We start from the raw sequence: 24,126 nt of genomic DNA on the forward strand, positions 1-24,126 counted from the left end.
CTTAGAGATTAAAAACCACATTAATTCAACTAGTTACTCCATTGAATGCTAGCAAGTTCGATAGAGAAATACTTTTAGCTACTCGACTGTTTTTCATTTCTCTCTATCGCCTACAATTTAAGATATGTTATAACATATCTATAACAACCGCTCACACTAGGAAAATAAAATGACCAACCTAGCAACTACTGAGCAAGTGCTCGACACTGACCTCACTGAGAATTCTACGTTCGCTATCGGGGAGAGCCCGGCAACACTGTCTGATATCTACAAAGAAGGAACGAACATCGCAGTCTGGAAGCGCCCTGTACACTCTGAACTGGAGAGCGCGGTTGATGAATTTCTGGCAGCCAACCCAAGCTTCGAAAAATCGTTAGTGGTGACTCCAGATGAGTTAGCTGAAGAGCTTATTAAGGTGAGCAATGGCACTGCGCCCAAGCCGCTGGTTCAAGATATCGAGCTATTGGTAGAGATGTTCAGTTGCTTGTTTGAGCTTAAAAAAGTGGGCGTGAGATTAACCTCTCTGGACGTTGCTATGTGTCCGCGTTTCCACGTTGACCATGTTCCGTGTCGATTAGTCAGCACCTATCACGGCGTAGCCACAGAGTGGTTGGCGCACACAGATGTAGACCGAACTAAACTGGGTCATGGCAGCAAGGGCTTATCCGACGCTCAATCTGGTCTGTATCCAAATCCAGATTGTGTAAAGCAACTCTCAACCGGTGATGTCGCGCTACTAAAAGGGGAAAGCTGGCTAGGGAATACCGAAGGTGGGTTGGTTCATCGCTCACCAGGCGTACCGAGTGGTCAACAACGACTTCTACTTACATTAGATTTCTACGACTAAAATTCGCTGATCGGGGCTTTCAGTGAGCCCCGTTATCCAAGATCGACCTCAGAGAGATAATCAATAAACGCCCTTACACTCTGTGGCATATAGTCTCTTGAAGTGAAATACAAATAGACTGGAAGTTGTGGCCCCCAATACGACTCGAGTATGGGCACAACCTCGCCACTTTTTAGCTCTTTTTGAATCATCCATTCCGCCAGCCCAACTATTCCCCAGTTCGCCATCAACATAGACTTGGCAGCAATAAAGCTATCCACTGTGATATCACCCTGGGGCGTAAACAGCACAGCTTCATCTTGATGATGGAGACTGATGCTACGAACCTTGCCAGTTTCTAAAGAGCGGATAGGCAAACAGCGAAAGCCGTTTAACTCCTCTGGTGTCTTAGGCGCTCCATTCGTTTCAACAAATCTCTTCGATGCATACAGACCTATGTTGCTGGCAAATAGCCGCCGAGCAATAAGTCTCGAGTCCTGATTGATGTCGGTGCCTATCCCAATATCAAATCCATTAGCAACCAGGTCCACTCTCGCATCACTAAAGTGCAGATCAAACTGAACGCTCGGATAAAGCTCATTGAATGCCATGATATGCGGAAGAATGGTATCCACGCCCAGAGAGGTACTTGGTAGATTTATCTTAATAATACCCGTGAGCTCTTTGTTGCTCTCTTGGCTAGAGCTGATGGCAGAGAAAATGGTGCCTATTGCAGGTTGGAGTTCAATGAGAAGCGTCTTACCCACTGAGGTCAAACTAAGCGAATGGGAGGAGCGATGAAACAGCTTAAGCTTCCACTCATCCTCAAGTTTATTAATTGCCTTACTTACTGCTGGGGTTGAGATACCTAGGTTTCGAGCCGCTGCTGAGAAGTTTTGCTCCTTAGCGACTTCAATGAAAATAGGTAATTGGCTTGGCAGAGATCTCATAAACTTTTGGTTAAAGTCACTATGGCTTTTGGCTTATAGATGGTTAATAAAACTTAATCTAGTATCTCTATCAACGCAAACAAGCAACGAGATAATGATATGTTTAAGCAAGCAATGACCACCCTACTTCTCTCTGCTGCTATTATTAGCACCCCTGTTTTCGCTGATAACAATCAAGCAAGTGATGTAAATATTGATTCAGTAATCTCTATGCCGGTGGGACACTTCTTCGAAAACCTCACCTATCTCAACGACCAAGAGCTGATCACCTCAGATTACACAGGTCAGTCTCTATATAAATATAATGAGCAAGGCTTGGCATCACTATGGGCAAAGGTAGACGGTCACCCGGTATCTATCCGCTTTGATGAAAAGGGACAAGGGCTTCTTGCTGTGCATGAAATGTCTATCCTTGAGGGCGCAGATTTTGTAAATCATATGGCGCTATACAAGGTATCGAACGAAGGTAAACTCACTCGCTTGATGGGATTAGATACGCCTGCGTTTCTAAATGGCATGGTTTACCTTGGCGAGCAGCAATACCTAATTTCAGATGCGGCAAACGGCAAGATCTATCGATTTGATATGGCGAGCAATGAACTCTCAACATGGTTTGAAGATGAGCTCCTGCAGCCATTGAAAGATCGCCCAGGATTACCAGGCATTAACGGTATGCAGCTATACAAAGGTGCGATTTACTTCACCAACTCAGCGCAGCAACTGCTAGGTAAGATAAATATTGATGGCAATCAAGCTACCAAACTTGAGACGGTAGAGAAAGGCATTCAGGCGGATGACTTTATTATCGACGAGCAAGGCACGTGGTTTATCACCACTCACCACCACGAGATCATCAAGTACACTGCAGACAAAGAGAAATCTGTTGTGTTAAACCACGGTGTCGAGGGCAGCACTGCAATCCAAATAAGTAACCAAGACCCAGGCTACTTCTATATCACTAACGATGGCGGTCTACTATTTGGTGGCACCGACCACCCTGGTCTTCACAAGGTGCAACTTAAATAATTAGGTCTAGAACTCACGGTTCATCTTGGTTAACGCTGAGATGAGCCTTTCTTGTTCCTCAGACTCAATATTTCGAGTCAGGTCTTTAACTAAATCCAAATGAAGCTGATTATGATGGCGATGGATCTCTTCCCCTTTATCGGTAAGAGATACCACAATCGCTCGTCGGTCGGTTGGATGGGGCAAGCGCTCAATTAGGTCAGCCGACACTAGCTTATCCACCTGCACCGTTAAGGTGCCTGTGGTAATACTGAGCTTATCCGCCAACTCTTTCATCCTCATGGCGCCATGCACTCCCAGCACTTCTATGGTGTGCACTTGGGCTAGAGAGTAGCCTGTCTCACGAACAACAGACTGCTCCCAAGACGACATCTTGTCATAAAATTCTGTAAGTAGCTGATTTAACTGCTCTATGTTTCGCATGCTGATGAATGTACCTCGAGTGTAAGGTGATGGATCTTATCAAACTTTGCCAGCTTCTGCTTATACTCAGACACACTAATGTCGCTGTCTGAGACCAAGGTAATGGCTGCCGAATAATGATGACCACTTACCTTCCATACGTGCAGATCAGTAACCTCAGCATCAGCTGCTAACTCTTGCCTAATGGCCGCACGATACTCCTGCTCAATACTCTCGTCTAACAAGATAGGGCTGGTCTGTTTCAGCAGGTTAAAGGTCCATTTTCCGATAACCAAAGCACCGACCATACCCATGATGGCATCCAGCCAGTTCCATCCGTAGAACTTGCCAAATAACAGCGCGACGATAGCCAGCAACGAAGTAAGCGTATCTGCCAGCACATGCATATACGCTGCTCTTAAATTGTGATCGTGATGATGGTGGTGATGATCTTCATGGTCATCATGATGGTGATGATCACCAAGCAAAAACATACTCGCCAGATTCACAGCCAGCCCAATGCACGCCACCAGTATCGCTTCATTGAAGCGAATGGTCTCTGGGTTAAACAAACGAAATGCAGACTCTACAAACATCAGCAAGGCGACGATTCCAAGGGCGATGGCACTGGTGTATCCACCAAGCACACTGACCTTACCGGTTCCAAATGAGAACCTATCATCGTCCTGGTGGTTCTTTGCATAGCGATAAGCAAACAAGGTTATACAAAATGCGGCGGCGTGGGTGCCCATATGCCAACCATCGGCGAGCAGTGCCATAGAGCCGTAGGCAATACCTGCCGATATCTCCACCACCATGGTAGTAACAGTAAGCAAGAGCACGTAAAAAGTGCGTTTTTCACCGTGATGATTATGCCCAGAAAAATTATGTGAATGGGAAAGAGAAGAGTCCATCTTAAGTTACTCATTTAGTTTGACTGTCAAAATATCTAATCTAAATTTAGTTTGACCATCAAATTAAGTCAACGCATGATTCATTTTTGTTTTGAGATAGAGAAATAAGCCATTGAAAACGCTAAGCTAATCTCTATAGATTCAAAGATAGAGACACTGACTTATGAAAAAGATTATCTTCTTCGTGCCAGTTGAAGACGCAGAGAGCGTTAAAGAGGCAGTATTTGACGCAGGTGCCGGCAAGATTGGTGACTACGATAGGTGCTGTTTTGAAACCCAAGGCACAGGACAATTTCGTCCCCTAGCCGGAGCTAACCCACACCTCGGTTCTCATGGAGAATTAGAAAAGGTAAACGAACTCAAAGTAGAGCTGGTGTGTGATGACAAGTATGCAAAACAAAGCACTCAAGCACTTCTGGATGCTCACCCTTATGAAGAGGTGGCGTTTGAGGTGTATGACATTTTAGATTGGACGACGCTTTAACCTCCTAGGCAATATCGACTTCCGCAAGGGAAGCAATGATGGCACTCCTCAACCATTGATGTCCTTGGTCCCTCTTTTGCGATTGATGCCATGTCATATAGACTGGGACCTTTTGCGTCTCAAACGGGAGTGCAAATAGATTTAGATCAAACTTGTCTGCCATCTTGAGCGCATGCCACTTGCTGGTCACACACAGCCAATCCGTTTCTGAGGCGAGCATAAGCGCCGTCACCGTCGAACCAGTAGAGTAAGCAATCTTTCTTGGAGGCAGGTTAGCGTCAACCGCAACCGAGTCTAGTGTATTGGTATTTTGACGCTGAGTACGCCAAAGCAAGTGCGACTCTCGCATGAAATCCTCTTTGGTTAGCACATCTTGGATGCGTGGGTGAGACTTACTCACCGTCACCACCAACTCTTGCTCAAGCAGCAATTGATTGTGATATCCATGATCTTTCAGTGGTACCGTCGCCAAAATCACGTCTACTCGGCGTCTTCTGAGGTCTTCTTGACGATCCTGCTCATTAAGATGCTCGATGTCCGCTTGAATAGAAACATGCGGCGCGTGCTTTTGCTTGTATCGTTTAAGTGATGGAACCAAAAGTAAGTCTATGTCTTTATGGCTAGATACTCTAAAGGTACGTTGACTGCTCATTGGGTCAAAGGTCTCTCGAGATTCCGCGCCATCGATTAGCAAGCTCAAAGGTTCTTGAATATCGGCGTGAAGCTCAACAGCAAAATTGGTAGGAACAATTCCTCTTCCCTGACGTACAAACAGGGGGTCCTGATACTGCTCTCTCAGACGATTTAGGGCATGACTGACCGCCGGTGCAGTTATGTTCAGCGCTAGCGCCGCCTCATTAACACTCTGTGTTTTCATCACCGCATCAAAGGTTTTAAGAAGATTCAGATCCATACACTATCTCATTGATATTCATACATTAAACATAGTCTACCCAATTCAAAGCGGTGACTATTAAATATTGGTTAATCCAGATTGAAACAGACTTCAATAGTCCCCTCCACTGACCACGATTACTATTTACAGCAAAGGAAACCCACCAAGGAAATTAAGTGGTAGTTCCCGCCACTAAAGGTCATCAAACTAATAAAGGGGGTTCTATGAATCCGTTTCTAGATTACCTATCACTGGGAATCCTATTTCTGGTTTTAATCATATTCATCTATGGGTTGATACTGCTGCACGACATCCCCTATGAAATCGCCAAAAAGCGGAATCATCCCCACTCTGAGGCTATCCATGTCGCTGGCTGGATCAGTCTGTTCTTTATGCATGTTTTATGGCCGCTGCTCTGGGTATGGGCAAGCATGTATGACAAAGATAAACCGCAATGGCTGGGTAGCGAATCAACCGTTTCAAAAGATGAATATCAGGCCCTACTAAAACGTATTTCACAACTCGAAAAGACCGCACAGGAGTAGCACTATGGAAACCCTAATTATCCTAAGTTATATCGCCCTATGCGTGATTGTTTTTAAGGTATGTAAGCTACCAGTCAACAAATGGAGCGTCACCACCGCCAGTGTAATTGGCCTGTTCATTGTAGGCTGGATATTTTTGTATATGGCCATGTACCAGCCCGTTTCTCGCATGGCGCGACTCTACAGTGTCACTACCCCTATCACCTCTCAGGTTGAGGGCTTGGTGAACGACGTTTATGTCAAAGGCAATGAGCAGTTGAAAGCCGGAGATCCTCTGTATCAAATCGATCCAACGCCATTTCAGGATGAGGTAAACCGTATCCAGAGTGACCTAAAGCGCACTCAATCGGCTATCGATTACTTCCAAGCAGAATTGGCTCGCTATCAAAAATTGGGAAGCAAAGGATTCTCTTCTCAAGAGAAAGTGGACCAAGTTAAAACCAACTTGCTGAAACAAAAAGCGAGCAAGAGTGAATACCAATCTCAGCTGCAACTGGCTAAATTCAATCTAAGTAAAACCCTAGTGACCGCACCTACCGATGGTTATGTTACTCAGGTAGCGTTAAGACCGGGAATGAAGAGTCGCGTTGTGCCATTTCAGGGCAACCTGACCTTTGTACACAAAGAGGACAAACAGCTGTTCGCTGCATTCAAACAAGCACCGGCACGCTATATCAAAACCGGCTATCCGGCTGAAGTGACCTTCAACACTATTCTTGGTCATGCCTATAAAGCTCATGTGGTGCAGGTGAACGACATCTTTGCACAGGGCGCAGTGAGTGCTTCAGGCCAGATGACAGCACCAGAACAGTCGGCTCAACAAGGCAGAATCTTAGTTAAGGTTGAACTGGATAATCCAGATCTTGTAAAGGATATGCCATTACCCTCAGGTACAGATGCGCACGTGGCTGTCTACTCACCTAAATGGGAGATGTTTAGCGTAGTTCGTAAAGTGATATTGCGTATGCAAAGTTGGCAAAACTGGTTGTTTGAAGGCTAAAAGAACAAGCCCCTCATTTGAGGGGCTCGCTTTTGTCATTTCATCGACTGCATATCGATGACGAATCGATACTTAACATCAGATTTCATAACCCTTTCATAGGCATCGTTGATGTCCTGCATATTAATCATCTCTACGTCTGAAACTACATTGTGCTCAGCGCAGAAGTCCAGCATCTCTTGAGTCTCTTTAATGCCACCTATCAAGGAGCCTGAGATAATTTTGCGACCAAACGAGAGCGCTATGGTATTGACTTCGGTAACTGCCACACCGACCACCGCCATGGTTTTTCCCAGTTTAAGAAGAGGAATATAAGGGTTCATGTTGTGGGCAACTGGAATTGTATTGAGCAGGAAGTCGAACTTGCCCACTGCAGCAGCCATCTGCTCGTCATCTCTCGAAACCAAAACGCCACTGGCACCCAAGCGCTTGGCATCCTCACCCTTCTCTGGAGAAGTGGTAATCATGGTCACTTCTGCGCCCATAGCGACAGCTATTTTAACGCCCATATGACCAAGGCCACCCAAGCCTATTACTCCGACCTTATCCCCAGCTTTCACATCCCACTGTTTTAGAGGAGAGTATACTGTGATGCCCGCACACAGCAGTGGTGCCACGGCTTTAACATCCAGAGATTCTGAAACGCTAAGCACGAAGTCTTGGTCTACGACTATCTGGGTTGAGTAGCCACCTTGGGTAATGGCATCTGCGCCCGATTCATCAGGGCTACCATAGGTCATGATCATGCCCTTCTCGCAATGCTGCTCGAGATGATTCTTACACGGCTCACAAGTACGACAAGAGTCCACCATGCAACCTACACCAACAAGATCACCCGCCTTAAAGCGGCTCACATCCCCGCCCGTAGACACAACCCGCCCGATGATTTCATGTCCTGGGACAATAGGATATTGAGTAAAGCCCCAATCATTGTGCGCCATATGAATATCACTGTGGCATACCCCGCAGTATAAGATTTCGATATGCACATCCTTGGCACCAACCTGACGACGATTGAAATTATAGGGTTTGAGATCATCATCGCTATTGAACGCGGCGTAAGACGAAGTAGGTAGCGTAGTTTTCTCCCCGAATAGTCTGAATAAAACCACAATTGAGTATAGCTACTTTCCTGCTCATAAAATAAACAGAAAAGCCGCTCCTTCTTATATCAGGCTGAGCATTAACTTAGATCAATTAAACATCCTTAAATCCACTCTTAAAAATCAATCAATAGAGGGAGAACCATGTGCGATTTACTATCTTGCCATGCAAAGGAATTAACGCAGAGGAGGCATTAGACAATTAAATAGAGTAAGTAATGCAGTACAAGAAATTGATAGCAGCCACCACCTTATTAGGCCTGTATCTATCTACTGGGCTTTCACCGGCTTACGCCCAGGACAGCGAGGCACGCAAAGAATCAATCAAAGTGAGTAACCCGATAGCCTATGCAACCAAAATCATCGCCGATGAAATGTATCTTCCGGGGCAAAATGGCGCTCCCTCTCAGCGAGTTTCAACTCAACCTAGTCGCCCCCTACCCACTCACCGAAAATATCAAACTCATCAACAAGGTCAAACTTCCATGGGATACAAGACCTACAGGAGAGGGAACCGAAACCGCACTTGGTAAGGTGAACTATCAAGCATACTTCAGCCAAGCGACTCCGATGAGCTTTGGTGATGACTTTGAGGTCTCTTTTGGCTTAGGACCGAGCGTCAACTTTAATACCTCACAATTTGACAACCAGATGTTTGGTGATGATTCCACTCAAGCTGGCGTTGCCGGTGTTGCCTTCGCTAAGTCGGGTGGGTTTTCCGGTATTGCAGGCTACCAAAAGCTCTGGGCCGTTTCAGGGGATGACCTTGACACGCAGAGCATTCAACTGGTCGCTGGATACACGTGGAATAGTGGTTTCTCTGTCAATATGGCGCCCTACTTAACTCAAACCGGTGATGAAGACTGGTATATTCCGGTAGGTTTAGGCGTAGGCCAATTCTTCAAGCTAGGAGGGAAAGTGCCGATGAAGATCATTGCCAATGCTTACTACAATGCCAAAGTACCTGAGAGCATGGGGGATGACCACCAATGGCAGGCTCAGGTTGGCGTGATAATCATGGCACCAAGCGTGTTTGGCATTCCGTTGGGGTCAATGCCTCACTAAGGTGTCTAAGCAAACGATTCTTGGTCATCCCAGTAGCCTTTCCTAGGGTCAGAACAGTGACCAAAAACTCAGTAGCCCCGCTGTCATGGGGCTCAAATTCAGAATCCTTGTCTGTACAGCCATTTTAGATCTTATAATCTGGTGTCGCACACTCACAATAAGGCTTGGAAAAACTAACGGCATGAACCTCAAAGCACTGTTAATTGCGACTCTCTTCCTATCATCGGCAGCCAGTAGTGAAGAGCTACTCCAATGCCCTGAACTGAAAAACAAAACTGCACCTACTAGTCGATACAGCAGTTTTGATTCCTTGGCTGGCTGGGGCAAGCACTTTGGTTACGAGCACTCTGCTCAAATAGTCGATGACCCGACAGGCAAAGCAAATCAAGTATTACGAGTAGAGCTCAGAGACGGTGATGTTTATAGAACTCGCAGTGGAGAGCACTATCGAGCAGAGGTCTATGAAACTTTCAGAGCCAAGTTCGACACTCCCATGCAATACAGTTTTAAAGTGCTCATTACAGACGAATGGCAAACCGCAGACGTGCGTGCCTTGATAGCTCAATGGCACGGCACACCGGATAGGCACCTAGGTGAGATCAGTCGTAGCCCCAACCTAGGAATAGAGCTAAGAAACGACCGTTTCCTGATAAGGGGACAAACCAGTAGTGAGCCTATTAATCAGCACAATAAGATAGGCATGCACAGAGAAACCTTCTTTTTAAGTGAGCCCATCAAGCGCAACCACTGGTATCATTTTGATATCGATGTCACATGGAGTCATACAAACCGCGGCTCACTAAAACTCAAACTCGATGGTGATACCGTCATTGGCCACCAAGGTCCCACCAGCTATTACGACTGTGTCGGCCCTTACTTTAAAATGGGCATTTACCGAGATAAAACGCCAATGCCTTTTGTCATCTACTTTGACGACTTTAGCCGGCAAAACAATGCAGACTAACGAGGCGCAAGCACGCGTATCTTGGTTTGCTCCAGTTCCCAGAAAGGGGCGTTCCAAGAATAGGAATCTATTCTGTCAACCAATCCATTGTGCACAAAAAAGAGCTCTGCGCTTTGTTCCGCTGCTTCTTGGTTCTCGCTACGCTCAATTAAGACATCTTGAACAATACAGCCAACTCCTGAGGTATGGTTTGGCCAAGAGGTAATAGAGTGCTCTAGTACTGAATCATCGCCTTGTTTCTCTTGGAAGTTTGCGGTCTCTCCACATAGCTGAATGGACGAAAGATCTACCTTAAAGCTCCGCCTACCAGAATTAGAAAGTTGGTCTAACCCATCACCTGAATACTCCCCCTCTAGAAGACCATTGGAAATTTCCAAACGAATATGGTGCCCGTTAGATAGAAGTACTTCCGATAGTGGTTCGTCATGCCACACTTTCTCAGAGTCTTGGCTACTCGAAAACATAAAGGAAAGAGGTGTGCTTTGCGAACCGCCACAACCATTCAGTATGGTCGCCACGGCTAAAACGAATAGATATCTCTTCATGAGTGAACTCGGCTTAGAAAATAAGCATCGAGTATAATATTGCGTGATTTTTATACGAGGTTAGGAATTAATAGAATTGTTCCGCTTTTAGTTCTGGTTCTTGTCCTGACTCAATCAAAAAGGCTAAATGTCAATTGAGCTTCCATTTGTGAGCCAATTACTCTGTTCCTCGTAAGCACTTTTATTTTCAACATGTGAATATGCAGAAAATAAACATAGTGTGGTTTAAACGAGACTTGCGTTTAACTGACCACCAACCGCTCAAAGAAGCGATTTCAACCGGTACGCCTACCCTGCTGTTGTACATCTTTGAGCCATCGCTTCTGGATGACCAGCACTATTCAGAGCGTCATTGGCGATTCGTGTGGCAATCTCTTCAAGATATGAACCAGAAACTGGGCAACAACTCAGTACATATCATGCATGGTGAGACGGTTGAGTGTCTTGAGAGATTATCCCAAGACTACCAGATAGCTAGTCTCTACTCTCACCAAGAAATAGGGATACAGAAGACCTTTGATAGAGATAAGCGAGTAGCTGATTGGCTAGCAAACAAAGGCATTAGTTGGAAAGAAACGCCCTATGGCGCTGTGATTCGAGGCGCAACCAACAGAGAAGGTTGGGATAAACACTGGAAACAGGTGATGCGAGGTGAATGTGCCAACCCTGATATAGAGCGGAGTAACCTGATTTCTGTTGATATTGAAGAGTTTCAGCCTCCACAGAACTGGATTACTGAAAACCCCAAAATGCAGATCGGTGGTGCAAGCCATGCATGGCAGTGCCTTAGAAGCTTCTTCGAGGCCCGAGGGCAAGATTATTACCGCAAGCTCTCCAGCCCAGAAACCGCAGCTCAAGCCTGCAGTCGCATGTCGGCCTATCTCGCGTGGGGAAACATTTCGTTGCGAGAGATGTATCAGCAAGTACCCCTTCGTTGGAATACTAAAGGTTGGCGAAGAAGCTTAGTCGCCCTCTCCTCCCGTCTGCATTGGCACTGTCACTTTATTCAAAAGTTCGAGTCCGAATCCAGAATGGAGTCTCGATGCTTGAACCGCGGCTATGAGCCTCTACTCGACGCCAATCACAACCAAAGGCTAGTTGAGGCCTGGAAATCAGGACAAACTGGCTTCCCCCTGGTAGATGCCTGCATGCATAGCCTTGAGCAAACCGGTTATCTGAATTTTAGAATGCGCGCCATGCTGGTGAGCTTTTTAACCCATCACCTCAACTGCGACTGGCGCGATGGTGTTCATCATCTTGCTCGAGTTTTTTTGGACTTTGAGCCAGGTATCCACTACCCACAATTTCAGATGCAAGCAGGTGTTACTGGCGTCAACACCATACGCATCTATAACCCTACCAAGCAAGCAATAGACCAAGATCCCGACGGCATCTTCATTAAGCGCTGGATACCAGAACTTGCGGAAGTTCCGGTTCCCCTTCTGTTCGAGCCATGGAAGCTCACACCAATGGAACAGCAGATGTACGGAATCGCAGAAGATAGTATCTATCTGAGCCCCACCATCGACCTTAGACAAGCGGCCAAAGAGGCACGAGACCGACTGTGGGCATGGCGAAAACTGCCTAGCGTGCGACAAGAAGCGGATAAGATATTGGCTCGGCATGTAAGAACCAGGACATAAAAAAGCACAAGCGAAACCCTATGCTTCTATGCTGAAAGACTCCATAAACATTCTTTAACAATACCAGTTGCCTGTGAATTACAGTGCTTATGCCACGATTTTTTCACACTCGTTAATAAAAACGCAAGAGCCTATTATCAATTAACGTTTATTTATCAGTCTATATTCTGTGTTTGATAGAATTCCATCCTCTAATGAATTTATTCCTAAGGTACTGTAACCGAAAAAGTTTGGCTTAACTTTAGAGCGTAGCGCTTGAATAGATTCGGTAATATTTTCATCAAGCATAAATGCGTCTGCTACAGATGACAATAGTTGACGACTAGTTGAATCCATCGGTGAGGTGAATTCACTAACACCACTAATTGAAGAGTACAAGAATCCAAACTCTCCACCATTGTTTTCTTCAATATAATAATTACCAGTACGAGCATAAGAAGCTCGGGCATCGCTCACACTTTCTATAGCTTCAAAGTATTCATCAAAAAAACTTACACCTCCAGCATGCTCGATTGTCTCAGGCAAAAAGCCTTCACTTGGAAAAACAAGGTAGGCCACAATTGCATTGTCTCGACTAATGGCAGAAATAACAAAATTTTCGTCTTGATAGTATTTTATGACATCGCCCTCTGAAGACCTTTTAATATATACAGGGGCTCCAAATGTTTGGTCCAATACTTCAGAGGATGACCTTATATAGATTTTATTCAACTTTTTATGAGATGGAATATCCGTTAGTTGAGATAACCCAAAATCAGCCATCTTCTCTATCGCATCCACACTGTCGTTAAAACCTCCAAGAGCTATAGATACTATAGAGGCCAAACCAATAGTCCGAGCCCAACCTCCAGACCATATATTTTTTTTCTGAGCTTCAACAAGTTCTTCCTGAGTCTCCTGAAGCTCTTCTAATTCACCGTGTATATTTTTTTCCACTTCGCTCATATGAGTGACAGACATGATAATCCTTATTTATATCTAATAGTGCTTAAATATGTTAGAACCTTAATAAATAGAATTTCTAGACTATTGGCTATTTGTATAAAGCTATTCTACTACTTACCTTTTTCAAATAACCTTTTGTTTCATCATAAGGCAATTTCACCATAAGCTGTTCATATACCTCTTCAGGAGACATAGAGTTAATAATCTTAGAAGCCTTTCCGATATTTGTTGAGCGATCTAGGTTAAAAGCTCGAGCAACATTCCCTGCCCCAGTATTGTAAGCAGCTATGACACAGTAAAGCCTGCTTTCATCATTTTCAATTTTCCTCAGATATTTTCTATTCAAAATATCTAAGTAAGCGGTACCAGTTTCAACATTAATTAAAGGCTGATACAACTCAGAAGGCTTCATAGGCGCATCAATATTACGAACTTGTTTATTAACATCATGACCTGCGCTAGTTGGAACTACTTGCATCAAACCAAACGCAGGAATATGAGATTTAGCATCAGCTCGGAATGCCGATTCTGAATGCATGATCGCCATGATTAAAGCAGCATCCACCTCCCAGTTTTTACTCTCTTTTTCAGCAAGAGGCGCATATTTACTGGCACGTGTTTTTAAACTGTTTTCTGGCAACTGAACTTTATAGCTAACAACCTTTTTAGGTTTCTCTACCAAACTGGAGACAGTTGAAGTTTCAGGCTTAACAGTGCCTTGAACAGGCTCCATCTCAACTTTTGCAGTTTCCGGTGCAACTGCTCCCACATCCCGCTGACTAGCTTTTTCCTCTTGAGAATTCGTCGCAATCGATTCCGGTTGGACTTCTATGTTTTGGGACTGCTTTACAATAACCTCTTTGTTCTTAACCTCAGGTTCTTCGTTGTTTTTGATACTCTCAGCAACTTTAGATTTCTCTGCACGCTTAACTACGATGCCATATCGAGCTCGCATTCGTTCGTAAAGCTGACTTTGAGCTTCTATTCGCTCTTGTGCTTGTGTAATCAAAGCCATCTTTTTATTGTGTGCTCGCTGATAAATAAAAGAATCAGGAATGCCAGTATTTGAGTTTATCAATCGCTCTGCTTGAACATCTAACTCATTCATTTGACGTTGAGTTTGTTGAATAACAAATTCTTTTTCCGCATTTTCTTTTTCTAAAGAAAATTTAACTGCTTGATCTGTTGGCTTAAGCTCACTTAGGTCAACATTTTCCCCTAACACTTCTACCGGTAAACTATTAACTAATTTCTGAACTTCTTCTGGAGAACTATCTTTCTCTACCAGTACAGATATTATTGCTTCATTAGCCTCATAATCTACTGCGGTTTTAACAGAGTCATTTTTTGAGTAAGAAACCTCTTTAGTTTGAGATGAAACTTCACCCTCCCCCCAGGTCTCAATCAAACTGGATCGTCGAGAATCTAACTCCTTGGTATATTGATCTCTCCAAGCTTCGTATTCATCTAAGTAAGAATTAACGTAAGCATAAAACTCTTCTAGTTTTGCCTGTTTAGGTTGGGATACGTTCTTGACCGCTTCATCCAGGCGTTTTAACTGATCTGAAGAGGCTGCTGAAGCAGGTAAGTTAATTGAAAATGAGACTACTGTTGCTAATATCGTTTTGCCAAATTTTGAATACATATATCACTCGCTATGGCCATAAAAGAAATAAAGGCCACCAACAAGGTGGCCTCGACAGCGTTTAGTGAAGCTTTAAATCGCAATTACTTTTTGAGAGCTTGAAAGGCTGCTGCTAAATCTTCTTGCGCTTTCTCATTATTAAATTGGTTCCAAAGCTCTGAGTCTGAGTTACTTACAGAGTCAATTACCTCATTAACATGCTGGTCATAAGTAGGCTTATCCATGCTTACTAGGGCATACATATTACCTTTGGGATCAGTCGTGACCATTGCTACACGGGTATTTGCAAGTGTCTTTGAGACCACAGTTTGAAGCACTCTCTCAATATTTTCTTCGGCTTTATCAACGCTGGTTTCTGCGCCATTTTCTACTACAACTTCTTTATAGGTTGCAATGGCCTCGGTCAGCATATCATTGACGTCGGTTTGCAACGCCGCTGCCAAGTCTGCTCTGGCATTTTCAGTTGCACGTTTGCGCATCAAACTCATGCCACCCGCAGACTTCTTAGCAAGGCCTACTCCCATCAACTCAATGTCTGTTGGTGTTTGGCCACAGATCCATGAGGGAGCCTCTACTCCATATGCTTCAGGGTAGTAACAAGTCATTGCCGAATGGGTATCTTGCACGGATTTAGTACTTTGGCAGCCAGCTAACCCAAAAGTAAATACTAGTCCAATGATTATTTTTTTCATCAATTAGAACCCTAGTTTTGATTTGAGGTGGCATTCGGGATCTAGCATAGAACACTCGACTGAGGCGTTTACTTTACCCATAGAGCCTTTTTGCACTTTGAGAGCTGTTTCTTCATCTATCACAACCCAAGAATATTTGTCAGTTACAGCATTAATTTCATTATTCACGACATAACCTTCACCAATTGGGAAAACTTCAGTTTCACCTTCAAGAGATTTCACCGCATTAGTAAACAAAATATCAGCACCAGGCTTTATCTTCTGTTTCTTACCCATAGCGAGTTTAACTTGGCTACCAACTTCACATTGGCGCATCTCAATAACAGGAGCGCTTGCTGCCAGTGTCTTCCTCAACTCTGCAGAATAATTAACAGCCTCAGATGCTGACTTACTTGCCATACTTGTGTACTGAGCACCACTAATCGGGCAACTAGAGTTGCGAGCCTCTGTTGAAGCGTAAGTATCACCTTCAAGTTCAATGCGCTTTACAACATCCATACTTGGTAGAGCTACTATTTTTGCAATTGCCTTGACGTCAACGTCATAACGACACTTTGCAGGCACGACTTTTGTTTCACCGTCATCATTTTCGTACGTGTAACTTTCTTTAAAGCTCTTGCTCAGTTCAGAGGAAGTAATTTCAGTAATAACTGCATAGTCAGCAATTGGGACCCCTTTGGTGTTCAAACGGCCACTTTGCTCAGCGAGCTTAATCTCACTTTTAACTTTATTTGCTATTTTTCTATCAACTAAGTTTGCACCAGTACTATTGATTTGAGATTCTAATTCGTTTCGAAACACCGCCTGCATCTTTTTCGCCGCCACATCTTCAAAATCTATATCAATAGGCAGTACTACAACCTTCATATTTTCTGAAGAAGGAAGCTGTACTTCTGCTGTTTCCAATTCAACTCTTGTATCTGGCGTACAGACTGTATCAATACCACCTGCACAACCGGCCAAAGTACTTACTAGTGCACTAGCTACCAACGTTTTTTTTAACATTTTAACTCCGTTATATTCCATTATGGTTATTGTATTAAGGATTGGATGCTAATTTACTAAGCCTAAAGCACCCCAAACCCCTTTCTCCCTTACTTGCTCATCAAAGTGGCGAGCAGCCCCCTCATCAGCATATTTGTAACTAGTTACTGAGTTACCTGTAGAGATAATCTCACTACGTGAAATCACTTGGTTCTTTGTATTTGATATTATGATTTTTGAAACCAGCGTTGAAATGTATGCATCCGCTACTTTATTTCTGCGCCTTTCCGAAGAAACATAGACAATATGCGTTTGCTCATGACGTTTTGACATTGATGTCGCAATATTAAACTCTGATAGCTGTTCCCCTAAGAACTGCAATGATTGCTTTGATTGCACGTCGGATGACAGACGAATATATAAATTATTTCCTGTTTTTTCATAAGCATCAATATAAGATTCGAGTGATGTAGTAACGAATTTGTACGTACCATCTAATGGAACTAGCATTGAAGTTCGAACACTTGCATTGTGTTTCAATTGAAAAGCACTTCTATTATCTAACCACCAGACAAGCTTATCTTGACTTTTAAGGTTATTCAGCTCTGTTCTTGCTTTAAAGTCTATTTCTTCAAGCTCTTTTTTGAGTTGCTGTGCTACTAAAGACTTTTTCACTCTCACTTGAACAAAAGCACCAAGATCGTTCTCTTCCAATTGCATGAATTCAACACCATTAAGAGTTAGCGACTCTGTTCTTGTATTTATTTTATTGTCTACAAGACTATTAAAAGAACCCTTATTGTTGGTTTCTCTTAAGGTTTCTCTTATATAAGATGATGAATCTACTTGCGTCCATAGGCTTTCATTTATATTGTTTACCGCGATTTTTTTTGCGTGCGATAAAGTTCTTGCCTGTGCAACAGCATAGATATATTGGCTATCGTTTGTTTGCGGATTTGAGTACCAGTTAGGTTTGGTCGACTGACAACCTAGTAACATGGTTCCGCACGCGGCCACAACAAGAGCAATCCTGCTCCCTCTGCCCCATAACATGTTGTAATTCCATTACTTTTTTAACGTATATGTAGACGGTATAATAGGTGCAATAGAAACGCTGTCAAGAATTTTTATACAATTAGTTGACCAAGAATTGACGTTAACCTGACATTGAATAGCATTGTACGGGCATTTACTTCGTCGATTCTGACCGAAAAATCAACCTAGCTAACCAAGGGAAACTTACCCTTGAGAGTCGATTCTGTCCGCCTTAACTGATATGGCATTACAATCAAAATACCTCTGGTTTCCGAAAATTTTTTTAGCAATAGCAAAGTGATTTAAAGAACCAAGGTCTCAGATATATGATTGAATTTCAGACTGCTCGGTGTCGTCAATCCCTTCCTAAGTTAAAAAACCAAATTAATTAGGCAAAGCTAATTAACGAAAGTTTGAACTGGCTCATTGATTAGTTTGATTCTTGACCCTCATATTTCTATAGTTTAAATACTTGAGAAAATAAGCTACGTACTTCTAACTATTGATTAATCACAATAATTCCTGTTTTATATAAAAACCAACCAAGAAGCATAGATCGTGCTAATCAGGACAAAAGTTAATACAAGTAAGATACAAGGTAGCTATGGATTATTTAGAAGCTCTCAAATCTCTCTACCAGTCCTTGACTGAAATTGAGAAACATTTTTTTCAATTCACGATGACTGCAATTTCGTTCTGTTTTATACCTTGGATTGTAAGAACTATTCTATCTCGCTTCTTAGACATAAAAAGCAAGAGTGTCAAAAGTAATTATGAAATCCGTTTTCTTCATCGTGTTCAGTATTTATTTGGGTTTATCTTTAGCATTTTTTGGTTTCGATACTTTGGTGTAGTTGGGTGGTACAGTAAACTGGCAGAAATTGGGCTTTTATTATTTTCAGTTTTAGTAGTTCACTCTGTACTGGATTTCTTTGAAGACCAATTTTCACGAAGTTCATCTTTAGACGCGATTCCAATTAAGCCATTTATTGAGCTTATTAAAATTGTTACTTCTGTGATTATGCTTGTTCTAATAATTACTATCTTGCTAGAGATCCCACCTATGGCGTTGATTAGTGGCATAGGAGCTATGTCTGCGGTCCTGATTCTTATCTTCAAAGACAGTATTTTAGGTACTGTTACTGCAATAAAAATTAATGTACATAGCCTAGTGCGTAAAGGTGACTGGATTGAAGTAGAAAAATATGATGCGGATGGTGTGATTAAAGACATCACTCTTAATGTCATTACAGTAGAAAACTGGGATAAAACAACCTCTATAATCCCAACCTACGAAATACTCAATGTTGGCCTAAAAAACTGGCGAAGCATGACGACACAGGGAAGAAGGATAAAAAGAAGCATTGCGTTAGACGCAAATAGCATCAAGTTTTTAGATATGAATCATGTTCAAGAATTGGCGAGCGTGCCTTTGATTCGCCAGCAGATAACTGAACTGTGTGAGTCTAATCAATTGAACGAAATGGGTGATAACATGGCGAAAAGATGCCTGACCAACGCAGGGCTTTTCCGACTCTATGTGAAGGCTTATTTGCGAACAAGGGATGATATTAACGAAGAACATACTCTTATCGTCCGTCAATTGGATTGTTCGTCTAAGGGAGTTCCTCTTGAAGTATACTGTTTCACCAAGAATACCAATTGGGACCACTTTGAAACAGTTCAAGCCGAAATCTTTGAACACTTATATTCAGTTTTGGGACTTTTTGAACTCAGAGTTTTTCAAGACATTAGTCAACTAGACATAGAGAGAGCTGCCTGAAAACACTAATGAGCTGCATGAGCGTGAGTTTATCGAAACCCGCCGCCATTGGTTCACAGAGACTGTATCTCACGACACCGAGGGCCAGGTTAATGTCATCAACCTAATCGAAGGGCGTGAGGCAATCGTAGAGAGCCCAAGCGGCGCATTCGAACCTTATGTGGTTCACTATGCTGAAACCTTTATCATTCCTGCCAATGTCGGTGAATATACCATACGTCCATATGGTGAAAGCGAAGGTAAAGAGATAGCAACTCTAAAGGCATTCGTTCGTAACTAAAACAGAAAAGCACAGGTGAGAGCCTGTGCTTTTTCGCTTTCAATTGAACCTAGACTGCAAGCCCATTTTGTTTGGCGAACTCCACCAGCTTAGGTATGTCTCCTTTAACTAGAATTGGCATTGCTTGTTCAATCAATTCGATCTGCCAATCCCACCAAGCAAGCTCTAACAGCACTTTCTGCTCTTCTTCAGTGAACCTTGCTTTAACCACCTTCGCTGGGTTTCCTACCGCTATGCTATATGGCGGGATGTCGCTTGCCACAACTGATTTCGAGCCTACTATTGCTCCATCACCAATAGAAACACCCGGCATCACAGTGACTTCATATCCTAACCACACATCATTGCCTATTACCGTGTCTTTGAACTTTTTGAACGGATAATCGCTCAACGGCAAAGCCTCTGCCCACTTCTCACCAAATACAGCAAATGGGAAAGTGGTTATCCCAGAGGTCGCGTGATTGGCATCAGGCATAATGAACTGCACACCGTTGGCAAACGCACAAAACTTTCCGATATGAAGAGAGTTGCCAGAGATGCCAAAGTTATACAGGACATTCTTGGTTAAGAATTCTGTTGGATCTTCAAAATCACTGTAATAGCTATAATCGCCAGCATGCACATTCGTGACATCGCTCTCAGCAATAAGCGGCTTCAATAACACTGTGTTGTTAAAATCTTTGATCGGATATTTATTATTTGGGTTCATTGGGTCGTTCACGCAGGGGTTTAATTTCTTATTATCACACAAGCTACAGGATTTTCCTTTGGTCATGGCTATGCTTCTGATGCTAACTCTGAACCAATGAAAAAGGAGCTCATTTTGAGCTCCTTTAGACAAGTAAACTGTATCTTCAGTCTAGTTAAAGGCTCTTGCCAATGCGCCCCTGCCTTGATAGCGATACGTTCCTGCTTCATGACTCACGAACACTGACTCGCCTGCTTTCAACTGCACGCTTTTTTCTTGGGTAGAAACCTCTACCTCGCCTTCGATGCAGAATAAGATCTCCGCGCTTCTCAGGTGCTCGGTTCCAGTTTCGTCAATCACTGTGAGGATCTCAAATCCAAAGTCTTCAACAGGAATGGGGTAACTCAGTTTACCGCCGGTCGTGGTAGGTGTAAGCCTGATATCTTGAGGATGAATAGGCTCAAACACAGTGTTATCAATAAGCTCAGGCACATCAATATACTTTGGTGTCAGGCCTGCTCGAAGCACGTTGTCTGAGTTGGCCATGATCTCAAGTCCAGTCCCCTGCACATAGGCGTGAGGAGTTTCTGCATGCAGGAACATAGCCTCACCCGGCGCAAGCTCTATGGTGTTTAGCATCAAGGGAGCAAACAGACCGATATCATCTGTGTAATGCTCGCGAAAACTCGAGCTGTACTGCAATGCTTCTTTGCCCATTGGCGATTTAGGCGGGCGCTCCATTGCCAGATACAACTCATTTAGCGCTGCCTGTTTTTTCTCACCTTCAAGAGACATGATAGAGCTAAAGAACGCCTGCAGACCTTGAGGGTTTGGCTGCTGAGCAAGGGCATCGACCTCATGATTAAATGAGTGGATCTCAGCCTCTCGGAACAAGGCAACAATCTGCTCAATTGGGCGAAAGCCGTTCATCGCCTTGTAAAAGGTCAGCGCATACACCAACTCTGGCTTGTGGTTAGGATCTTTGTAGTTTCGATTCGCCGCTGACAGAGGGATACCTTGCTCATTCTCACGCAAAAAACCTAGCTCTGCCTTTTGTTTGCTTGGATGCACTTGAATCGAAAGTGGAGTGTGCGCAGCCAGTACCTTAAACAGATAAGGCAGATCACCGAACCTATTCTGAGTGTATTGGCCTAGGACAGACTCAGGATCAGCCGAGATCAGTTCAGATAGCAACTGCCCTGACTCCGCAAGCTTGGAACAGCCGTTCGGATGGGCACCCATCCATATCTCAGCCTGAGGCTGATCATCAGGGTTAGGAATACCAAACAGCTCTTTGATAGAGGTTTTGCTCCCCCAAGCATAGTTCTGAATGACGTTATCAAGTTTATAGATGGCCACTATGACTTCTCACTTTTCGGCACCCGCCTACACAGAGCAGAGCGAGTGCACCTTATCAAAAACGAACTAAAGCAGCAGGAACAATAGCGCTGAAATCGCGACGCCCACACCCAGCACGACTGGGTAGGCGATATGACTGATATCGCGGGCCATCACTGGGGTTTCTTCGTCTGAAGGCTCAACCTCTGCTTCATCTTCGTGACCAAACAGCGCCATCACTTCGCCTTCGGTTTGAGCTTCCAGTAGCTGCTCACGGAAGCTGTCTTCCACCAAAGATGAGGTAAGAGTAGTCAGCACCTCCATATGCGTAGAGCCCGCTTCTGCTGGCGGGATCGCCAGCAAGAAGATCATATTAACTGGCTCATCACCATCAATGCCGTTCCACATCAGCTCTTGCTTTACAAACGCACACGCAAACACGGGTTCGGTAACCGCAGAGGATTTTCCATGTGGCACAGCAAGGTGTTCACCTAAGCAAGTTGGTCCCTCTTCCTCACGCTTCATCACTGCATCCAAAAAGGCTTGTCTATCGGTAAGCTTTCCTTCTTGGTCGATTTTGTCAGTCAGGGCTTCAATCGCATGAATGCGACTCTCAAACACGGCATCTAGAACGATTAGATTCTCTGAAGTTAGATTCGATAATTTCATGTTCGCTTCTCTTATTGTTGTTTTAGCCAAACAAACTGATATGGATTCAATTCAAACTGCGCGTCCATAGCCTGTCCTGAAACCAGATCGCTACCACCCTGAGGAAGAGTTACCTGTTGTGACTTCTCAGTAATGTTCACCACAAAGTAAATAGCCTCAGCTCCTTCACCACGTTTTAGGCCAAACAAGCCATCACCCAGTTCAAGAACCTGCTGAGATGAACTCGGAGAGAACGCCTGTTGCTGCTTACGAATAGACAGTAGTTCAGTCAACTTAGAGTAGACACCATTTCTTAGTGAGCCCGCTTGTTCAAGCTCTTGCTCAATGGCATCAAGTGCGAACTTCTCACGGTTGATACGACGGTTAATGCCTGAGTCCAGCATGCCCTGTACATCATTTTCACTGCCTAGGAAGCTGTGATAGTAGATAGCAGGCACACCGATGAATGACAGCAAGATCGATTGAGCCGCGACAAACTTAGCCACCTTAGTGTCAATAGAGTCACTAGGTTCTGTGATTGCGCTTAAGTAGTTGATATTAAGCTCGTATGGGGATTGCGTGCCATCACCGTTGTTCTTGTAGTTTACGCGACCACCCTTGCGCTCCACCTCAGCACACATCATGGCTCTATCTTCATTACTCAAGATGCCTTCGGTTGGACGAACACCAATGCCGTCATGGCTGGCCAAGAAGTTAAAATAAGTAGTCTTCTTGCCTTGCTCTAAAGAGTCCATCGCCTCTTGAGTCAAGCCCCGCGCCCACTGGGTCAGCACAGAACTATTTTGGCTCATAAACCCATGCAGGGTCAGAGGTGGCAGTGGGAACTGATACACCATGTGCGCTTCATCACCGCCGCCAAAGTAAGAGATGTTCTCTTTATGCGGAACGTTGGTCTCGGTAATGATAAGGGTACCCGGCATCACCTCATCTAAGATGATGCGCCATAATTTGATGATCTCGTGTGCCTCAGGTAGGTGGATACAGCTGCTATTGAGTACCTTCCAGATAAAACCGATAGCATCTAGGCGGATTGAACGACCACCATTAGCGGCATACATCAACAGGATATCGATACTCTCTAGCAGTACCTTTGGGCTCTTGAAGTTGATGTCTATCTGATCGTCAGAGAAGGTGGTCCATACGTGCGTTGTCTCACCTGAAGCCTTAGTAAACGGAGTCAGAAGTGGCAATGCGCGCGGGCGCGTCACACTCGAGTAATCTAGGCTAGGATCAGACTCAACGAAATAGTCTTGATAGGCTTCATCGCCCGCTAAGAAGCGCTGGAACCAATCACTGCTCTTTGAGATATGGTTGATCACGCAGTCATACATAAGGTCAAAGTTTTCTGACAGTGCGTTCAATTCATTCCAGTCGCCGAGCTCCGGATCCACCTTACGATAATCCACAACGCTGAAGCCGTCGTCCGATGTATACGGGAACATAGGCAGGATATGGATATTTGAGATAGCGTTAGCCAGATACTTGTCCGCAAAGCGCTTCATAGTGCTGAGCGTTGGCTCACCCTCTTGGTGAAAGCTATCGCCGTAGGTAATCAAATAAGCCGTGCTCTCATCCACCCAATCCGCATAGTTTGGTGCTTTACCTTGCCACTTTTGCATAAGCGCATGAATATCAGAGGTAATAGTTGTAGCTTGGTCTTCGCCGTATAAGGCCGCGACCTTGTTATAAATCTTTTCGTTCATTT

The 24,126-nt window shown here is 44.0% G+C and carries 23 protein-coding genes and 1 pseudogene; 9 read left to right on the top strand and 15 right to left on the bottom strand.

Features of this window, described 5'->3' with window-relative positions:
- Nucleotides 1-169 precede the first annotated feature (169 nt).
- On the top strand, nt 170-847 hold the full coding sequence (locus Pcarn_RS14055; protein ID WP_261836548.1) for a DUF1826 domain-containing protein: 678 nt from the start codon (nt 170-172) through the stop codon (nt 845-847).
- A 32-nt stretch (nt 848-879) separates the two neighbouring features.
- Here the strand turns inward: Pcarn_RS14055 and Pcarn_RS14060 are convergent, their stop codons facing one another.
- Complete coding sequence (locus Pcarn_RS14060; protein ID WP_261836549.1) at nt 880-1,776, bottom strand: LysR family transcriptional regulator; 897 nt, start codon at nt 1,774-1,776, stop codon at nt 880-882.
- 99 nt (nt 1,777-1,875) lie between these two features.
- Between Pcarn_RS14060 and Pcarn_RS14065 the strand changes: the two genes are divergently transcribed.
- A complete protein-coding gene (locus tag Pcarn_RS14065) occupies nt 1,876-2,802 on the top strand; it encodes an SMP-30/gluconolactonase/LRE family protein (RefSeq protein ID WP_261836550.1) in 927 nt (308 codons plus the stop codon).
- Nucleotides 2,803-2,808: 6 nt separating this feature from the next.
- Here the strand turns inward: Pcarn_RS14065 and Pcarn_RS14070 are convergent, their stop codons facing one another.
- Both Pcarn_RS14070 and dmeF read right to left on the bottom strand, forming a co-directional pair.
- Nucleotides 2,809-3,225, bottom strand: a complete 417-nt coding sequence (locus Pcarn_RS14070; RefSeq protein ID WP_261836551.1) for a MarR family winged helix-turn-helix transcriptional regulator — start codon at nt 3,223-3,225, stop codon at nt 2,809-2,811.
- Nucleotides 3,179-4,118 (bottom strand): annotated as a pseudogene (gene dmeF / locus Pcarn_RS14075) (CDF family Co(II)/Ni(II) efflux transporter DmeF). Before dmeF ends, Pcarn_RS14070 begins: the two are co-directional and overlap by 47 nt.
- Nucleotides 4,119-4,281: 163 nt before the next feature.
- Between dmeF and Pcarn_RS14080 the strand changes: the two are divergent.
- The gene (locus Pcarn_RS14080; protein WP_261836552.1) at nt 4,282-4,602 is read left to right on the top strand and encodes an NGG1p interacting factor NIF3; all 321 of its coding nucleotides are present in this window, start codon (nt 4,282-4,284) and stop codon (nt 4,600-4,602) included.
- A gap of 4 nt (nt 4,603-4,606) precedes the next feature.
- On the opposite strand, the gene Pcarn_RS14085 is transcribed toward Pcarn_RS14080, so the two are convergent.
- A complete protein-coding gene (locus Pcarn_RS14085; RefSeq protein WP_261836553.1) occupies nt 4,607-5,515 on the bottom strand; it encodes a LysR family transcriptional regulator in 909 nt (302 codons plus the stop codon).
- Nucleotides 5,516-5,721: 206 nt separating this feature from the next.
- Between Pcarn_RS14085 and Pcarn_RS14090 the strand changes: the two genes are divergently transcribed.
- Both Pcarn_RS14090 and Pcarn_RS14095 read left to right on the top strand, forming a co-directional pair.
- Nucleotides 5,722-6,042, top strand: coding sequence for a DUF3302 domain-containing protein (locus tag Pcarn_RS14090; protein WP_261836554.1), 321 nt, complete (start codon nt 5,722-5,724; stop codon nt 6,040-6,042).
- A gap of 4 nt (nt 6,043-6,046) precedes the next feature.
- On the top strand, nt 6,047-7,042 hold the full coding sequence (locus Pcarn_RS14095) for an HlyD family secretion protein (protein WP_261836555.1): 996 nt from the start codon (nt 6,047-6,049) through the stop codon (nt 7,040-7,042).
- A 35-nt stretch (nt 7,043-7,077) separates the two neighbouring features.
- On the opposite strand, the gene Pcarn_RS14100 is transcribed toward Pcarn_RS14095, so the two are convergent.
- Complete coding sequence (locus Pcarn_RS14100) at nt 7,078-8,154, bottom strand: NAD(P)-dependent alcohol dehydrogenase (RefSeq protein ID WP_261836556.1); 1,077 nt, start codon at nt 8,152-8,154, stop codon at nt 7,078-7,080.
- Nucleotides 8,155-8,538: 384 nt separating this feature from the next.
- On the opposite strand from Pcarn_RS14100, the gene Pcarn_RS14105 reads away from it, so the two are divergent.
- Complete coding sequence (locus Pcarn_RS14105; protein ID WP_261836557.1) at nt 8,539-9,210, top strand: hypothetical protein; 672 nt, start codon at nt 8,539-8,541, stop codon at nt 9,208-9,210.
- A 181-nt stretch (nt 9,211-9,391) separates the two neighbouring features.
- Nucleotides 9,392-10,174: a polysaccharide lyase gene (locus tag Pcarn_RS14110; RefSeq protein WP_261836558.1), complete on the top strand. Its 783-nt coding sequence runs from the start codon at nt 9,392-9,394 to the stop codon at nt 10,172-10,174.
- Here the strand turns inward: Pcarn_RS14110 and Pcarn_RS14115 are convergent.
- Nucleotides 10,171-10,719: a hypothetical protein gene (locus Pcarn_RS14115; RefSeq protein WP_261836559.1), complete on the bottom strand. Its 549-nt coding sequence runs from the start codon at nt 10,717-10,719 to the stop codon at nt 10,171-10,173. The genes Pcarn_RS14110 and Pcarn_RS14115 overlap by 4 nt on opposite strands.
- Nucleotides 10,720-10,919: 200 nt before the next feature.
- Here Pcarn_RS14115 and Pcarn_RS14120 point away from each other — a divergent pair, with 200 nt between their 5' ends.
- On the top strand, nt 10,920-12,362 hold the full coding sequence (locus Pcarn_RS14120; RefSeq protein ID WP_261836560.1) for a cryptochrome/deoxyribodipyrimidine photo-lyase family protein: 1,443 nt from the start codon (nt 10,920-10,922) through the stop codon (nt 12,360-12,362).
- A gap of 141 nt (nt 12,363-12,503) precedes the next feature.
- Here the strand turns inward: Pcarn_RS14120 and Pcarn_RS14125 are convergent, their stop codons facing one another.
- The 5 genes from Pcarn_RS14125 to Pcarn_RS14145 all read right to left on the bottom strand — a co-directional run bounded on the left by Pcarn_RS14125 (nt 12,504) and on the right by Pcarn_RS14145 (nt 17,681).
- On the bottom strand, nt 12,504-13,322 hold the full coding sequence (locus Pcarn_RS14125; RefSeq protein ID WP_261836561.1) for an ETEC_3214 domain-containing protein: 819 nt from the start codon (nt 13,320-13,322) through the stop codon (nt 12,504-12,506).
- A 73-nt stretch (nt 13,323-13,395) separates the two neighbouring features.
- The gene (locus tag Pcarn_RS14130; protein WP_261836562.1) at nt 13,396-14,952 is read right to left on the bottom strand and encodes a transglycosylase SLT domain-containing protein; all 1,557 of its coding nucleotides are present in this window, start codon (nt 14,950-14,952) and stop codon (nt 13,396-13,398) included.
- 83 nt (nt 14,953-15,035) lie between these two features.
- A complete protein-coding gene (locus Pcarn_RS14135; protein ID WP_261836563.1) occupies nt 15,036-15,644 on the bottom strand; it encodes an LPP20 family lipoprotein in 609 nt (202 codons plus the stop codon).
- A gap of 3 nt (nt 15,645-15,647) precedes the next feature.
- On the bottom strand, nt 15,648-16,649 hold the full coding sequence (locus Pcarn_RS14140; protein WP_261836564.1) for a hypothetical protein: 1,002 nt from the start codon (nt 16,647-16,649) through the stop codon (nt 15,648-15,650).
- A gap of 48 nt (nt 16,650-16,697) precedes the next feature.
- On the bottom strand, nt 16,698-17,681 hold the full coding sequence (locus tag Pcarn_RS14145; RefSeq protein ID WP_261836565.1) for an LPP20 family lipoprotein: 984 nt from the start codon (nt 17,679-17,681) through the stop codon (nt 16,698-16,700).
- Between the two features lie 586 nt (nt 17,682-18,267).
- Here Pcarn_RS14145 and Pcarn_RS14150 point away from each other — a divergent pair.
- Nucleotides 18,268-19,446, top strand: a complete 1,179-nt coding sequence (locus Pcarn_RS14150) for a mechanosensitive ion channel family protein (RefSeq protein ID WP_261836566.1) — start codon at nt 18,268-18,270, stop codon at nt 19,444-19,446.
- A 329-nt stretch (nt 19,447-19,775) separates the two neighbouring features.
- Here the strand turns inward: Pcarn_RS14150 and Pcarn_RS14155 are convergent, their stop codons facing one another.
- The 4 genes from Pcarn_RS14155 to Pcarn_RS14170 all read right to left on the bottom strand — a co-directional run bounded on the left by Pcarn_RS14155 (nt 19,776) and on the right by Pcarn_RS14170 (nt 24,124).
- Nucleotides 19,776-20,435 (bottom strand): CatB-related O-acetyltransferase, encoded by a 660-nt coding sequence (locus tag Pcarn_RS14155; RefSeq protein WP_261836567.1) that lies wholly within the window; start codon nt 20,433-20,435, stop codon nt 19,776-19,778.
- 150 nt (nt 20,436-20,585) lie between these two features.
- Complete coding sequence (gene manA / locus Pcarn_RS14160; RefSeq protein ID WP_261836568.1) at nt 20,586-21,773, bottom strand: mannose-6-phosphate isomerase, class I; 1,188 nt, start codon at nt 21,771-21,773, stop codon at nt 20,586-20,588.
- Between the two features lie 66 nt (nt 21,774-21,839).
- Entirely contained in the window at nt 21,840-22,421 is a 582-nt protein-coding gene (locus Pcarn_RS14165; protein ID WP_261836569.1) for a fructose PTS transporter subunit IIA, read from the bottom strand.
- Nucleotides 22,422-22,432: 11 nt separating this feature from the next.
- Nucleotides 22,433-24,124, bottom strand: coding sequence for an alpha-amylase family glycosyl hydrolase (locus tag Pcarn_RS14170; RefSeq protein WP_261836570.1), 1,692 nt, complete (start codon nt 24,122-24,124; stop codon nt 22,433-22,435).
- Between the last annotated feature and the right edge of the window lie 2 nt (nt 24,125-24,126).

Source organism: Vibrio ishigakensis (assembly GCF_024347675.1).
GTDB lineage: Bacteria > Pseudomonadota > Gammaproteobacteria > Enterobacterales > Vibrionaceae > Vibrio > Vibrio ishigakensis.

Bases quoted from the DNA above. Each gene is read 5' to 3' on its own strand.
- Pcarn_RS14055 (WP_261836548.1), top strand. From the start codon at position 170: ATGACCAACCTAGCAACTACTGAGCAAGTGCTCGACACTGACCTCACT.
- Pcarn_RS14060 (WP_261836549.1), bottom strand. From the start codon at position 1,776: ATGAGATCTCTGCCAAGCCAATTACCTATTTTCATTGAAGTCGCTAAG.
- Pcarn_RS14065 (WP_261836550.1), top strand. From the start codon at position 1,876: ATGTTTAAGCAAGCAATGACCACCCTACTTCTCTCTGCTGCTATTATT.
- Pcarn_RS14070 (WP_261836551.1), bottom strand. From the start codon at position 3,225: ATGCGAAACATAGAGCAGTTAAATCAGCTACTTACAGAATTTTATGAC.
- Pcarn_RS14080 (WP_261836552.1), top strand. From the start codon at position 4,282: ATGAAAAAGATTATCTTCTTCGTGCCAGTTGAAGACGCAGAGAGCGTT.
- Pcarn_RS14085 (WP_261836553.1), bottom strand. From the start codon at position 5,515: ATGGATCTGAATCTTCTTAAAACCTTTGATGCGGTGATGAAAACACAG.
- Pcarn_RS14090 (WP_261836554.1), top strand. From the start codon at position 5,722: ATGAATCCGTTTCTAGATTACCTATCACTGGGAATCCTATTTCTGGTT.
- Pcarn_RS14095 (WP_261836555.1), top strand. From the start codon at position 6,047: ATGGAAACCCTAATTATCCTAAGTTATATCGCCCTATGCGTGATTGTT.
- Pcarn_RS14105 (WP_261836557.1), top strand. From the start codon at position 8,539: ATGGCGCTCCCTCTCAGCGAGTTTCAACTCAACCTAGTCGCCCCCTAC.
- Pcarn_RS14110 (WP_261836558.1), top strand. From the start codon at position 9,392: ATGAACCTCAAAGCACTGTTAATTGCGACTCTCTTCCTATCATCGGCA.
- Pcarn_RS14115 (WP_261836559.1), bottom strand. From the start codon at position 10,719: ATGAAGAGATATCTATTCGTTTTAGCCGTGGCGACCATACTGAATGGT.
- Pcarn_RS14120 (WP_261836560.1), top strand. From the start codon at position 10,920: ATGCAGAAAATAAACATAGTGTGGTTTAAACGAGACTTGCGTTTAACT.
- Pcarn_RS14125 (WP_261836561.1), bottom strand. From the start codon at position 13,322: ATGTCTGTCACTCATATGAGCGAAGTGGAAAAAAATATACACGGTGAA.
- Pcarn_RS14130 (WP_261836562.1), bottom strand. From the start codon at position 14,952: ATGTATTCAAAATTTGGCAAAACGATATTAGCAACAGTAGTCTCATTT.
- Pcarn_RS14135 (WP_261836563.1), bottom strand. From the start codon at position 15,644: ATGAAAAAAATAATCATTGGACTAGTATTTACTTTTGGGTTAGCTGGC.
- Pcarn_RS14140 (WP_261836564.1), bottom strand. From the start codon at position 16,649: ATGTTAAAAAAAACGTTGGTAGCTAGTGCACTAGTAAGTACTTTGGCC.
- Pcarn_RS14145 (WP_261836565.1), bottom strand. From the start codon at position 17,681: ATGTTATGGGGCAGAGGGAGCAGGATTGCTCTTGTTGTGGCCGCGTGC.
- Pcarn_RS14150 (WP_261836566.1), top strand. From the start codon at position 18,268: ATGGATTATTTAGAAGCTCTCAAATCTCTCTACCAGTCCTTGACTGAA.
- Pcarn_RS14155 (WP_261836567.1), bottom strand. From the start codon at position 20,435: ATGAACCCAAATAATAAATATCCGATCAAAGATTTTAACAACACAGTG.
- Pcarn_RS14165 (WP_261836569.1), bottom strand. From the start codon at position 22,421: ATGAAATTATCGAATCTAACTTCAGAGAATCTAATCGTTCTAGATGCC.
- Pcarn_RS14170 (WP_261836570.1), bottom strand. From the start codon at position 24,124: ATGAACGAAAAGATTTATAACAAGGTCGCGGCCTTATACGGCGAAGAC.